This window comes from Polaribacter vadi, from assembly GCF_018861005.1.
GTDB classification, from domain to species: domain Bacteria; phylum Bacteroidota; class Bacteroidia; order Flavobacteriales; family Flavobacteriaceae; genus Polaribacter; species Polaribacter vadi_A.
The window spans coordinates 204,413-219,099 of the sequence record NZ_JAHKQL010000002.1 but is presented as its reverse complement, the minus strand read 5'-3'; the positions used below and the strand labels follow the sequence as shown (position 1 = coordinate 219,099).

General features: G+C 26.1%; 12 protein-coding genes. 7 read left to right on the top strand and 5 right to left on the bottom strand.

The features are described 5' to 3' along the window. Positions 1-143 precede the first annotated feature (143 nt). From KO506_RS01775 to KO506_RS01755, 5 genes are all read left to right on the top strand, one after another. The gene (locus KO506_RS01775) at positions 144-707 is read left to right on the top strand and encodes a hypothetical protein (protein ID WP_215993190.1); all 564 of its coding nucleotides are present in this window, start codon (positions 144-146) and stop codon (positions 705-707) included. 173 nt (positions 708-880) lie between these two features. Next, complete coding sequence (locus KO506_RS01770) at positions 881-1,780, top strand: hypothetical protein (protein ID WP_215993189.1); 900 nt, start codon at positions 881-883, stop codon at positions 1,778-1,780. Between the two features lie 68 nt (positions 1,781-1,848). After that, on the top strand, positions 1,849-2,811 hold the full coding sequence (locus KO506_RS01765) for an NAD(P)-dependent alcohol dehydrogenase (protein ID WP_215993188.1): 963 nt from the start codon (positions 1,849-1,851) through the stop codon (positions 2,809-2,811). A 28-nt stretch (positions 2,812-2,839) separates the two neighbouring features. Further along, the gene (locus KO506_RS01760) at positions 2,840-3,697 is read left to right on the top strand and encodes an alpha/beta hydrolase (RefSeq protein ID WP_215993187.1); all 858 of its coding nucleotides are present in this window, start codon (positions 2,840-2,842) and stop codon (positions 3,695-3,697) included. A 148-nt stretch (positions 3,698-3,845) separates the two neighbouring features. Next, positions 3,846-4,886: a serine hydrolase domain-containing protein gene (locus tag KO506_RS01755; RefSeq protein WP_215993186.1), complete on the top strand. Its 1,041-nt coding sequence runs from the start codon at positions 3,846-3,848 to the stop codon at positions 4,884-4,886. Between the two features lie 8 nt (positions 4,887-4,894). On the opposite strand, the gene KO506_RS01750 is transcribed toward KO506_RS01755, so the two are convergent. Beyond that, positions 4,895-5,596: a response regulator gene (locus KO506_RS01750; protein WP_215993185.1), complete on the bottom strand. Its 702-nt coding sequence runs from the start codon at positions 5,594-5,596 to the stop codon at positions 4,895-4,897. A gap of 1,411 nt (positions 5,597-7,007) precedes the next feature. Between KO506_RS01750 and KO506_RS01745 the strand changes: the two genes are divergently transcribed. Both KO506_RS01745 and KO506_RS01740 read left to right on the top strand, forming a co-directional pair. Beyond that, positions 7,008-11,072 (top strand): chemotaxis protein CheB, encoded by a 4,065-nt coding sequence (locus KO506_RS01745; protein ID WP_215993184.1) that lies wholly within the window; start codon positions 7,008-7,010, stop codon positions 11,070-11,072. A 10-nt stretch (positions 11,073-11,082) separates the two neighbouring features. Then, complete coding sequence (locus KO506_RS01740; protein ID WP_215993183.1) at positions 11,083-11,502, top strand: response regulator; 420 nt, start codon at positions 11,083-11,085, stop codon at positions 11,500-11,502. Between the two features lie 9 nt (positions 11,503-11,511). Here the strand turns inward: KO506_RS01740 and KO506_RS01735 are convergent, their stop codons facing one another. The 4 genes from KO506_RS01735 to KO506_RS01720 form a co-directional block, all read right to left on the bottom strand. Then, positions 11,512-12,267, bottom strand: coding sequence for a sensor histidine kinase (locus KO506_RS01735; RefSeq protein WP_215993182.1), 756 nt, complete (start codon positions 12,265-12,267; stop codon positions 11,512-11,514). Positions 12,268-12,285: 18 nt separating this feature from the next. Then, on the bottom strand, positions 12,286-12,864 hold the full coding sequence (locus tag KO506_RS01730) for a CopD family protein (RefSeq protein WP_215993181.1): 579 nt from the start codon (positions 12,862-12,864) through the stop codon (positions 12,286-12,288). A 185-nt stretch (positions 12,865-13,049) separates the two neighbouring features. Next, the gene (gene hemH / locus KO506_RS01725; protein WP_215993180.1) at positions 13,050-14,066 is read right to left on the bottom strand and encodes a ferrochelatase; all 1,017 of its coding nucleotides are present in this window, start codon (positions 14,064-14,066) and stop codon (positions 13,050-13,052) included. A 104-nt stretch (positions 14,067-14,170) separates the two neighbouring features. Continuing rightward, on the bottom strand, positions 14,171-14,680 hold the full coding sequence (locus KO506_RS01720) for a TrmH family RNA methyltransferase (protein ID WP_215993179.1): 510 nt from the start codon (positions 14,678-14,680) through the stop codon (positions 14,171-14,173). Positions 14,681-14,687 lie beyond the last annotated feature (7 nt).

The following is a 14,687-nucleotide window of genomic DNA, read 5'->3' as shown; positions in this document are numbered from 1 at the left end:
TTTTTTAGTTTATTGATTTTCGGTTAGAAAAATTAAACTTTAAAAATTAAATTGATGTAACATTTCCTAATAGAAAAAGTCTTAATAAAACTACTAATTAGTAGTCATTAATTATTGAGTATAACTTTTAAATAGACTTAGAAATGAATCAATTAACCAAATTTATTGAAAGAAACGGATCAGGAAAAAAGGTTTTGCTACTTTTTATACTGACCAACTTAATTTATGCTTTCATGTTAATGGTTACAATACCAAATACAATGATTTTTTCTGACGGAATGAAATTGTTAGATATGATGCCAACAGGATATAGCTTTGATTATGTAAATAATTTATTAAACACTTTAGGAACCAAAGGAAGAAAAATATATTTAACCAATCAAATACCTGTTGATATGATTTACCCTTTATTTTTTGGGGTTTCTTATAGTCTAATAATGGCATACTTTCTTAAAAAAATAAACAAACTTAACTCAACTTATAAATATTTGTGTTTGTTGCCTCTTTTAGCTGGTATAGCAGATTATTTTGAAAATTTTGGTATAATAATTATGCTAAACAATTATCAAAACTTAACAGAAGTTTTGGTGAGCACAACTAACATTTTTTCAATTATTAAAAGTTTTGCAACTACCATCTTTTTTGTTCTGTTATTAATTATTTTAATTACAGTGGGCATTAATTATTTCAAAAATATTAAAACATAAAAACACAATTAATATTACACTTTTAAATTGAACTAAGAATTTGGTTCATAAAGAAATTGAATTCAATACTACAGTAATTCTAACCTCAATTTAGTTCGGATTTTAAAAACAGAACTATATATAAACTACACAAGTTTAATTTTGATTAAATCTTAAATCATATAAATAAAAAAATGAAAAAAGCATCTTTTATAACAATAAAAGCTATCATCTTATTATTCTTTATTTCCTGTTCTGAGGAAGAGTCAGATACAAATGAAGTTTGTACAATTGGTAATAGTATTATTCAGGTTGATAAATTTATAGAAAAATTACAAACAACACATCCAGGAAACCTACCTACTACAAGAAGTTATGAATATTCGTACAATGAATATAACTTACTAGAAGAAAAAAATGAATATACTTTTGATTATAGTATTTATAGAAAATTTAGCTATAGTTGTGGTAATAACATAGATGAGGTTGTTAACGATAGTAATAGCCTAAAATATGAATACACATATAATGAAGATGGCAAAATTATAGCCTATAAAACTACAAATTCTTATTTACACGATTACACACTTTCTTATGATGATAGAATTACAATAACAGGAACTATCAATAAAGAAGAAAATACTACCTTAATTTTAGAAACAAATTCAGATGGATTAGTTACCAAAATTGAACGTGAAGATAATTATTCATTATTTGATTATGATACAAATGGAAACCTTATTAGAGCTAAAGATTTTGATGAGTCAAATACCTTAATAAGAGATTATGAAGTTGAGTATGATGCTAACCCTAATCCTTTTAATCAACAATTTAATTCGTCTTATATACAAAAATTTATAGAATATTTTTCAGATTCAGCATTTCAAGGAATAGATATATTTTTTAGGTTCGATCAATTCGATTTCCCATATTTAAAGAATAATCCAGTTTTGTTAGTCGATAAAAGTTGTACCCTTTGTTATTCTAATTTATTAGAAAGAACTTTTACCTATAATTCTGAAAACTATCCTATAAAAATGGAAGAAAGTTATGTAGGTGCTCCACCTGTTGTTTACGAATATTTTTATAAATAAGTTCTAATTCTTAAAATAGAACTTCTAATAGTCAAATAATCAACAACTTTGCTGTAAATATAAAAATTATGATAAGAGCAGTTTATAAAAAATACGGAGGTCCAGAAGTTCTTGAGTTTACGAGCCAAGAAAAACCAATACCTAAAGCAAATGAAATTTTAGTAAAAATTTTGGCATCTTCTGCAACAAGAGCAGATACGTTAATTAGAGAGGGATCTCCCAAGTTTGGAAGATTATTTCTTGGGGTTTTTAAGCCCAAAAATACATCTTTAGGTACAGGTTTTTCTGGTGAAGTAGAAGAAAAAGGAAGTGATGTAACAAAGTTTAAAATTAAGGATGAGGTATTTGGAGAATTATTATTTGACAGTGGTACAAATGCAGAATATTTATGTATTTCAGAAGACTTAATTATTGCTAAAAAGCCAAAAAATATTTCACATTCAGAAGCAGCACCTATTTGTGATGGATTTTTAACCTCTTACAGTTTTTTAAAAGATATAGCAAATGTAAAAGAAGGTCAGCATATTTTAATAAACGGTGCTTCTGGTAGTTTAGGTACTGCTGCTGTTCAGCTTGCAAAACAGATGGGTGCAAAAGTAACAGCTGTTTGCAGTGGTAAAAATAAAGAGTTAGTTAAAAATTTAGGAGCGGATTCTGTAATAGATTATAAAAAACAAGATTTTACAAAAGAAGATAATTTATATGATATTATTTATGATACTATAGGAAAATCGTCTTATAAAAAATGTAAAAAAGTGCTTAAAAAAAACGGTATATTTATGTCTCCAGTTTTGAATTGCGAAACTTTATGGTTTTCTATTTTTAAACCTAAAAAAGTAAAATTTTCTGCAACAGGTATTAGAAAAACAAAAGATTTAAAACGCTTGTTAAGCGAGCTAATTCCGTTTTTTAAACAAGGTAAAATGGAAACTGTTATCGATAAAACTTACAAGTTAAAAGACATTGTAGCAGCACACTCTTATATAAATAGCGAACGTAAAGTAGGTAATATTGCTATTCTAAATTCATAATTTACATCAACCAAAAAATAATAATACTATGTTTTTTAAATCACAATCTGGTAAAGAAAAAATACTATCACTTTACAGTAAAAAGTTAAAAGCATTACAGATAGATTATACAGAAAAATTAGTAGAAACTAAGTTTGGAAAAACAAATTTAATTATAGTTGGTGATGTTAGTTTACCACCATTAATGTTAATTCATGGAACAGGAGGTTGTGCACCTTTAATTTTAGAATCTTTCCCCAATTTAGCATCAAAATATTGTGTTTATGCCATTGATGTTTTGGCACAACCAAATAAAAGTGCAGAAAATAGATTGGATATGAAAACCCCAGATTATGGCAAATGGTTAATAGAAGTTATTATAAAATTAAGAATTACTCAGGTTACTTTAGTAGGTTTTTCTTTTGGAGGTTTTATCAGTTTAAAAGCTTTAGAATTTAATGAAACATCTATTAAAAAAGTTTTTTTAATAGCACCAGTTTATATTGTAAATGGCAATCCAATTAAAGGTTTGTTTAAAATGTTTATACCATTAAAAAAGTACATAAAAAGTAGTAATAACAAATATCTTAAAAAAGTAATAAATGCTCTTTTTACAGAATATGATGATTTTGCTGAAACGTTTATGGGAGCTACTTTTTTGAATTGTAATATGGATTTTTCTCCTTTACCAATAATATCAGCACAGAAAGCCAATCTTATAAAAACATCAATAACTTTATTTGCATCAGAAAATGATATCATGTTTCCAGGTAAAAAGATGATAAAAAGGGCAAAGAAAGTTTTTCCTTCTTTAAAAGAAATTGTGTTGTTTTCAAAATCTAAACACGTACCTAGTAATAAGGATTTTATATTGATTGAAAAAAATATTTTAAAAGGAGAAATCTAATCTTTATTTTAGTATCCTTTATTGAAAAAAAGAGAAAACTACAATTGTGTAGCAATTATTTACAATTTGTTGTCTATTAATTTTAGAAGTTTTCGTTTTTTTTAAACTTTGCAAAAGGTTTCTAATAATTAACTAATCAAACTAAAAAATGTCAACAAAGAATCGTATAAAACAAATAGCTCGTATTTTATTTATTTTGGTATCTATTTCATCACTTTATTTTGTGCCTTGGATAATTGTAAAAGCTTGGATTATGCCATTACCAACTACCATGCAAGAACAAGTTGAGGCAGTTACAAATTATGGTTTTGATGGCATGATAGTTTATGTTGATAAAAAAGGAAATCTACCTATAACATACACTGCTGGTTGGCATGATAAACATAATAAAATTGCAGCAAAACCAGATGCGTTATTTAAAATAGCAAGTATAAGTAAGCTTTATAATGCAGTTGCAATAACAAAATTAGCAAATAGCAAACAATTATCTTTAGATGCTAGTTTGGCTAACTTTTTTCCAGAATTAAAAGATAGAATAGCATACGCAGACCAAATTACATTAAGAATGTTGGTTGCACATAGAAGTGGAATTCCTAGTTTTACAAACACACCTAATTTTTGGAATAGAACAGATTTGGATAGGCAAAAATGTTTGGAGTTAATTTTAGACCAACCTGCAAATTTTAAACCCAATGAAGATTATGAGTATTGCAATACCAATTACTTATTAATTAATAATATCATCAGAAAAATAACAAAAAATGATCATGAATTTGATTATTTTAAACAAGTAATTTTAGATCCTTTACAACTTAAAAATACCTTTAAATCTATTAATGATATTAATATGGATGATTTAATGAGTGGTTATTATGTTGGGGTAGAAGAAGATATTAAAACCGTAAATTACGATAGTATGATTGCTACAGCAAAAGATGTTGGTGTTTTTTTAAGAGCTTTAAATAACGGAACTTTATTTACAGAAAATGAGAAAGAAATTTACGATGGTTTGTATGAATACGAACATGGAGGGTTAATTCCAGGTTATCAAAGTTTGGCAAAATATCATAAAGAATCAGATGCAGTAATTATTCAGTTTATGAATACCACCAAGTTTGATGGTTATGAATACAATTTAATGCAAATTTTTCATAATAGAATGGCAAAGATTTTAGAGAAGAATAAATAAATGTTTTTTTATTTAAACTTTTTATTCAGTCTATTTTTTAAGTAAGTAGTGTTTTTAAGGCCAACTTTTTTTGCTGTTTCTTTAAGGCTAATTCTAGGGTTTTTAGATAATATTTCTTGGGCAACATTTAATCTACATTCTATTAAAAGTTGATTTGGTGTTTGGCCAAATATTGCTTTGGTTCTTCTTGTTAAAGTCTTTGTAGATATTTTAAATTCTTTTGCTATAGTTTCTACAGAAAAATTAAAATTGTCTACATTATCATATAAAATTCTTTCTAATTTAGATTTAAATTCTTCGTACTGATCTTTAACTTTAAGATCTAGATTACTTTTAGAAGAAAGTACTGTTTTATGATAAACAATAGCCCTTTCAATAACGCTTATGAGTTCTTCTTTAAAAAACGGTTTATAGATATAATTGTCTATACCTAATCTTAGCATTTTTTTCTTTTTATCTAAAGAAGTTAAGTTGGTAATTATTATTATTGGGAATTCGTTGTCGCCTTTTTTTATGTTAGAAACTAAATCAAATCCATCCATTTCTGGCATATTATAATCTGTAATTAACAAATCAATATTGTTATTACCTATAATATGCAAAGCTTCTTTACCGCTTTTTGCTTCTATTATTTCATAATCTTTTAAAATACTAGAAACATAAACTCTTGAATCTTTTGAATCGTCAACAAGTAAAATTTTAGTTTTCATTCTAACCAATATTAAAGATTTAAAAATAAATATTTGTTGAGAATTTTATAAAATAAATATAGTTGTCTAAAATCGATTTTTTCTTGTCCTTAATGGTTGTTTTTATTTTTAAATTAGACCCCAATTCCATTTTTTTGTTTAGCAATTTTTTGGCGAAAATATAAAAAATGACTCAATTTTATTATTTATCTTACTTAATGCGATCTATATTATTTTTTTATTTTTCTTTTTTTTAGGTAAAATTTATGTATTAAACAAAATTTGCCATTCAAAAAGTGTTATTTGTTAAATTTTAATGAAATAAGTAGGTACTTTAAATAATTTCGTAATAAAAAAAAACATCTTTTTTTTATCTTATTTTTAAGGTTTAATTAAAATTCTGTCTTAAATAGTCATTAAATGTCTTTTATGGTTTATTAAGTTGTTTATCTAAAGTTTGAAAATTTTATATATTTGAGTATATACTTTGGGGGAAGTGTATACAAATAAAAGAACCTACTTTTTTAAGTTGGTTCTTTTTTTTTGTCCTAAATTGATGTTATTCTGTCTTTAATCGTTTGTGTTATTTTTAGTTTATAAATCTATATCTGTTTATATTTGAAATGCAGACTTTGGGGCAAGGCTGTAATGAAAAAGATCTACATTTTTATGTGGATCTTTTTTTTTAATAAATTTTTAAATACTACTTTCTGATAATAATAATTTATTTTTTTGTTCCTTTTTTGTCTTAAATTGATATTAAGTTGTCTGTTATAGTTAATCAATATTTCTATAAATTAAACTTTTTCTCTCTATTTTTGTAAGACAGACTTTGGGGGAAGGCTGTAGAAAAAAGAGTCAGCATTATATGTTGGTTCTTTTTTTTTGTCTTAAAATGATGTTAAATGTTTGGTTTGGTTAAGTGTAATATTGCTATATATCTAAGATATTGTTTATCTTTGCAGAACAGACTTTGGGGGAAGTCTGTGGTAAAAAAGAATCAACATTTTGTGTCGGTTCTTTTTTATTTTTTATGATATTTTTCTTTACAAGTATCATTTTAAAAGATTGTTTACATTGTCTTTAATAGATTATTGTTTGTCTTTTATCGTTAATCAAAAAATCAATAAATTACATTTTTTAATTTTATGTTTGGATAACAGACTTTGGGGGAAGGCTGTAAAAAAGAATCAACATCTTATGTTGGTTCTTTTTTTTGCTTATTATTTTATGAATTAAAACAAAAAAAGAACCATAAAAGTAGAATCCTTTTTTATGAAACTTTTAAAAATAGAATGTTTTTAGGGGAGAATTATATGGTTATTTTGTTATTTAAAATGATTATATTTTATTTTTTCACTAAAAATTAAATATTGTTTTACTTAAAATTAACTTATCTTTATGAGATATAATTCCCCAATAGTTTTTTAATATGGATACAGAATTTAACACTGGTTCCAATGATAATATGGTTATAAAAAATAATTCATTTATCATCGGTATTGGAACTTCAGCAGGTGGTTTAGAAGCTTTAAAGAGGTTTTTTGTCAATTTACCATCAAATTTTAATCACACTATAGTTATTGTACAACATCTTTCTCCAGACTACGAAAGTTTAATGGCAGATTTGTTATCAAAAAGTACAAGCTTGCCTATTCATGAGGTTAAAAATGCTACAATAATTAAACCTAGTAATGTTTATTTGATACCACCTAAAAAAAATATGACACTTAAAAAAGGGGTGTTATATTTAACAGATAAGCCTAAAGGCTTAAATTTAAATTTACCAATTGATATATTTTTTAAGTCGTTGGCAGAAGATAAAAAAGAACATGCTATAGGTATTATTTTATCGGGTACAGGTTCAGATGGTACTAGAGGTATTAGAGTAATAAAAGAAATGGGAGGTATTATTATGGTTCAGAAACCTAGTGATGCCAAATTTGATGGAATGCCTAATAGTGCTATTGCTACTGGTTTAGTAGATTATATTTTGCCTGTTTCAGATATATCATCAGAATTAGATAATTTTATTAAACATCCCAACTCTTTTAATAATTTATTAGAAGACGATAATTTTTTATTTAATAAAGAATTTAATCAATTAGTATCTTTAGTATATAAGAAAACAAATATTGATTTTTCTGATTATAAGCTACCTACTTTGGTAAGAAGAGTTATTAGAAGGATGAATGTTAATAAGTCTAAGACTATAAAAGAATATTTAAATTACATTATAAATAATGATTCTGAATTAGAAGTTTTATACAAAGAGTTTTTAATTGGTGTAACAAGATTTTTTAGAGATAGAGAGGCTTTCGAAATTTTAGAAACAAAAGTAATACCAGAATTATTTAAAAATAAAAAAGCAAATGATGTAATAAAAATTTGGTCAGTTGCATGTTCTACTGGTGAAGAGGCTTATAGTATAGCTATACTTATAGCAGAATATATGGAGAAGCATAATATTAACAACATAGATGTTAGGATATTTGCTACAGACCTTGACAAAGATGCTATTAAAAAAGCTTATTTAGGTAGTTTTACAGAAAGTATTGTTGCAGATGTATCTATAGATCATTTAAAGAAGTACTTTGTTAAAAATGGGAAATTATACTCTGTAGTACCAGAGATTAGAAAGCTGATTATCTTTTCTCAGCATAATGTTGCTCAAGACACGCCTTTTACAAAGATGGATTTAATTACATGTAGAAACTTACTAATTTATCTACAACCAAATTTACAGCAAAAAATAATTGGTAATTTTCATTATTCTTTAAAACCAAATAGATTTTTATTTTTAGGCCCAAGTGAAGCTATAGGTGATTTTACAAAATCATTAAAAGTTATTTCTAGAAAATGGAGAATCTACGAAAATCTAGTACCTACAAAATCCTTGAATTTAGGTTATTTTTCGAATAATTTTACAAGTAATATTTATCAATCTCAACAAAGAAATAGCACTAAAACTATTGTAGATAAACAATTAGCAGAAACTTTGTCTCAAACTTTATTAGATGAAACTGGTGCAGCAAGTGCTTATGTAGATAAAGATTATGAATTAATAAGTGCAGATGGAGAGTTTAATAAATATTTTATATTTCCAGAAAAAAAATTAAGATCATTTAATATTTTTAAAATACTGCCTCAACCAATTTCACTTGCTTTAAATACTGCTTTAAGAAAAGCAGAAAAAGAAATGAAAAAGGTTGTTTATAAAGATATTTCTGTAAATATTAATAATTCTCTAGTAACTATAACTTTAATTGTTAAGCCTGTTAAAACTTCACCTTCTAGTTTAAATAATATTTATTTAATCCTTTTTTTATCAGAAAAGAATGAAAATAATTTTAAGACAGCAGCAAATAAAGAAAGTTTTTTAGTAACAAATAATGTGCTTAGTAGTTCTGAGAACGATAGGTTAATTCTGTTAGAACAAGAACTTTTAGATACCAAAGCAAATTTACAAGCAATGGTAGAAGAAGTTGAAACTTCTAATGAAGAATTACAGGCAACTAATGAAGAGTTGTTAGCTTCTAATGAAGAGTTGCAAAGTACTAATGAAGAATTACAAAGTGTAAATGAAGAATTGCATACTGTAAATTCTGAATTTCAAGAGAAAATAGAAGAAATAGCAATCATTAATTCAGATTTAGAAAACCTAATTAAAAGTACAGAAATTGGTACAATATTTTTAGATGATAAATTATGTATTAGAAGAATTACACCTGCAGTAAAAAAATTCTTTAATATTATAGATAATGATTTAGGTAGGCCTATATCTCACTTTAATCTTAGTTTTGGTAATGTTGATCGAAATAGTTTTATAACTAATTTAAGTAAAGTATTAAGTTCTGGTAAAACATATCAAAAAGAAATAAAATACCAAGATAAATGGTTTTTAAAAAGAACAAACCCTTTTTATAATGCCAAAAATCAAATTAAAGGTGCAGTTATTTCTTTCGTAGAAATAACTGAGCAAAAACTTTTAGAAAAACAGTTTGCTGATAAAAACTATTTTTTAGAAAGAATTATAAATGTAACACCAAACATCATTTATATCTTTAATCAAGAAACTTACGAAAATGAATTTTCTAATAACGAACTTTCTGCTATTTTAGGTTATTCTGTAGAAGATGTCCAAGAAATGGGACAAGATTTCTTGCCAAAAACAATGCATCCTGATGATTTAGAGAGAGTTGTTAGGCATCATGAAAATGTAAAAAACTCTAAAATTGGTGAAGTATTAGAATTTACATATAGATTAAAAGATAAGTCTGGTAAACAAAAATGGTTCTTGTCTAGAGATTCTGTGTTCGAAAGAAATGAATTAACAGGAGGTGTAAAACATATTGGTGTAGCAATAGATATTACTGATCTTAAAGAGTCTCAAGAAATATTAAGAACGGTTAATGAAAATTTAGAGCTAGAGGTTGATAAAAGAACTAAAGAATTACAAAGAGCTGAAAAAAAATATCATAAACTTTATGATAATGCACCAGATATGTTTGTCTCTGTAAGTGCAGAAGATGGTTTTATAGAAGAATGTAACCAAACTTTAATAGATAAAACAGGTTTTACAAGAGAAGAAATAATTGGTATGCCTATATTAGATTTTTATTGTGAAAGTTCTAGAAAAGATGCAATAAATGCCTTTGAAAGTTTTAAAAAAACAGGTTATGTAACAAATAAGGAATTGAAAATTAGAAAAAAGAGTGGTGACTATATAGATGTAAATTTAAATGTTTCTTCTGTAAAAGATGAGTTTGGTAATGTACTTTACAGCTCTTCTTCTTGGAGAGATATTACTGCATTTAAAAATATTATGTCTGAGTTAGAAGAGTTAACTTATGCAAGTACCCATGATATTAAAGCACCTATAAATAACATAAGTTCTTTTGTTTCTCTATTAAAAGAAGATACATCTATAACAGATAAAAACTCATTAGAGGCTATACAATGGATAGAGAGTAACGTAAATACTGCAAACAATACTTTAAGAAATTTAATTTCTGTAGCTAAGGCTAGAACTGTTGTTATAGATAATTTAGAATTAATTACTATAGAAAAAATATTTAAAGAGGTAATATCTTTGGTAGAAGGTTTAACAGAAAATATAGATGTTAAAATTACGAATGACTTTACCAATTGCGAAACAGTAAGCTTTTCTGAAGTTCACCTAAAAAGCATGTTGCAAAATTTATTAAACAATGCTATTAAATACCAATCTAAAAATAGAAAACTAGAAATAGAAGTTAAATCATATAAAATTAGAGGTTATAATTGTATATCTGTTAAAGATAATGGTATTGGCATTAATTTAAAAGAACATAAAGATTTGGTTTTTGGTTTATTTAAAAGAGCTACAGACCATAAAGAAGGTAGTGGTTTAGCACTTTATTTAATTAGAAAAATTTTAGATAAAACAGGTGGTAAAATAGAAGTGAAAAGTCAGTTGGGAGTAGGGAGTACATTTATATTATATTTTAAAAATTAATGTTATTTTAATGAAGTTTAATAATATATTATTAGTAGATGATGATGAATCTACAAACAGATTTCATCAAATAGTTATAAATCGTTTAGAGATTACAAACAAAATTACTTTTGCTAGAAATGGTAAAAAAGCTTTAGATTATTTATTATCTAAAGAAGAGTTTGCAGGCAATAAAGAGTTTGTGCAGCCAGAATTTATTATAATTGATTTAAATATGCCAGTTATGAGTGGCTTTCGATTTGTAGAATTGTATATGGAAACAGAAAATTTTAAGAAGCATAAACCTAAGATTATAGTTTTATCTACTTCTTTAATACCAGAAGAAAAAGAAAAAATAGAGGCAAATAAAGACATATTTATGTTTTTGAATAAGCCATTAACTAAAGATGTTATAGTAAGTGTATTAGTAGGTAATTACATAGAAAATTAGAGGTTATTACTATTGTCTTGGTAAAGTAAAAAAGAACGTTGTGCCTTTATCTAATTCAGATGCTACCCATATTTTACCACCATATAATTTAATTATTTTTTTACATTCTGCTAAGCCAATACCAATTCCATCAAATTCTTCATCGCGATTTATGGTGTAAAAAATATCGTATATTTTTTTAAAATGCACTTTATCAATACCAATTCCATTATCAGAAATACTATATAAATAGTTGTTTTCTTTTACTTCGGATTTTATATTGATAATAAGTTTGCTGTTTTTTTTAGAATAGATTAATGCATTTTCAATTATATGTAAGAATAACAATTGAATATCGTTCTTATACCCTTTTAATTGATGTTCTTTTATAGAAATATTAATTTCTGCATTGGCTTTATCTATTTTATCTAAAAGTACATCCTTTACAGAGTTTATAACATCATTTATATAGAATTCTTCATTTTTTGGATTGCTACCAATTATAGTGTATTCTAATAGAGAAGTTATAAAACTTTTCATTTTATAAGATGATTTTTTGACGGCGTCTAAACATAAGTTTCCTAAATCATCTAATTTGTCTTTACTATCTTCTAAAATACTTAAATAGGAAATTATATTGTTTACAGGTTGCTGTAAATCATGAGAAGCTAAATAAGAAAATTGTTTTAATTCTTTATTTTGTTGCTCTAAGTTGTCGTTTTTTTGTACTAATTCTTTATTAATAGCAAGTAAATCTTCAACTTCTTTTTTGTAATTATTTTGCAATTTTATTATTTTTTATAGCTATTCAGTTTCTTTTAAAGCCTTTTTTTCTGCTTTGTCCCAAGATTTTTTTTCTCTGATTTTTTTATACAATCTTATTGCTAACATTAATAAAACTCCAAAAAGAATAATACCAACAACTCCCCAAATCCAGTTTATAGCACTCTTTAAAGTTACTAAAAAAACTATTGCAAACAAGATTATTGTTGCAACTTCGTTCCAGATTCTTAATTGTAGGGCAGAATATTTAATAATGTTCTTTTGTAATTGAGTGTAAATTCTTTGGCAAGAATAATGGTAAAAGTATAAAGCTAATACAAATGCAAGTTTTACATGCATCCAAGGTTCTGATAAGTAATAAGGGCTTTGATAAAGCATCCAAATAGCAAAAAAACTTGCTAGTATTGCTGATGGCCAAGTAATAATGTACCACAAACGCTTACTCATTAATTTGTATTGTGTTTGTAGAATTTCTTTTGCTGGTTCTATTTTTTTTTCTGCTTCTATATGATAAATAAATAAACGAATAATATAAAATAACCCCGCAAACCAGGTTACTACAAAAATAATGTGTAATGATTTTACGTAAAGAAAATCCATAGAATTGTATTTAGTTTTAATATGACTATCTGTTTACAAACTAGTTTAGCCCTGATTGCAGCGACATCCTTTTTTCTGTCAGTTCGAGTGAATTTGCTTTTTCTGCAAATTTGTATCGAGAACAGAAGAAAAAAGATATAGCGAAAAGCAGGAAATAGCTTCTAATAATTTATTTATTTATTTATTTATTTATTTTTCCAGTCGTTAATCCATTTTAGCATTACATTTACCCAATCATCATTATCGTTCATACAAGGGATGTGTTTGTAATCTGTACCACCAGCCTCTAAAAAATCTTCTTTACCTTCCATCGCTATTTCTTCTAAAGTTTCTAAGCAATCTGCAACAAAAGCGGGTGTAATTACTGCTAATTTTTTCTTACCTTCTTTTGGAAATTTCTCTAATTCAAAATCTGTATATGGTTTTAACCAAGGATCTTTTAATAAACGAGACTGAAAAGAGTTGCTGTAAGTGCCTTCTTTTAAATTCAATGTTTTTGCAATTTCTTTTGTGGTTTCAAAACATTGATGTCTATAACATGTGTGGTGTGCAACTGAGTTACGCTCACAACAAGAACCATCTATTTTACAATGCGAATTTGTTGGGTCAGATTTTTTAATATGGCGTTCTGGAATTCCATGATAAGAAAACAAAATATGCTCGTAATCAAAGCCTTCTAAATGATAGGCTATATTATTACTCATTGCCTTTATATAGTCTGGTTCATTATAAAAAGGTGGCAACGTATCTAGTTTTACATCTGGATATTTTTCTGCTAAAATTTCTTCTGCTTTGGTAACTACAGTTTCGTAAGAAGACATTGCGTAATGAGGGTATAAAGGCGCTAAGAATATTTCTGTAACTCCTTTGTTAACCAGGTTTTTAATTCCTTTTTCTATAGACATAGATCCATAACGCATGGCTAATTCTACAGGTGTTTCTGTTTTTTTCTTTAATTTATCTGTAAATCTTTGAGAGATAACTACAAGAGGAGAGCCTTCATCCCACCAGATTTTTTTGTAGGCAGCACCTGCTTTTTTAGGTCTTGTTTTTAAGATAATTCCGTTAATTAATAAATAACGTTTCCAATAGGGAATATCAATAACGCGTTCGTCCATTAAAAATTCGCCTAAATATTTTTTTACATCTTTTGTTTCTGTAGAATCTGGTGATCCTAAATTGTTTAATAAAACTCCTTTCATTTATATCGTTTCAAAAGTTTTTAAGTTTTAGAGCTAAAACTTTATTCTATTTTTTATTTTTGCTAACAGCTAACAGCTAACAGCTAACAGCTAACAGCTAACAGCTAACAGCTAACAGCTAACTGATTCGTAACTTCATATAGTGTAATTGCCAAACTATGTATTACATTCATGCTCGAATTTTTACCATACATGGGTATTGCAATTGTTGTATCAACTAAATTAATATTTTCAATTCCATTTCTTTCACTACCCAAAAGTAAAACGATTTTTTGATTATTTTTAAAATCAAAATCTTGAATATTAATACTTTTATCAGTAATTTCTATACCAATTATGGTGTTGCCTTCTTGTTTTAATTGTTGAATAGTTTCCTCAAAATTAGTATAATACTCGTAGTTAATTTTACTAATAGTGTTTCTTGCAGTATTAATTACTTTTCTGTTTTCTACGGATGGTGAGTTTTCATGAAAAAAGATTTTTTCGACACCAAAACTTTCAGAAATACGAAAACACATTCCTATATTTTCTGGAGTTCTAATAGCATCACAAACAATAGTTATCGGAAACTGTTGCTGTTTGTTTTTTACATCACTATGTGTTAATTGTTTCACCTATTTT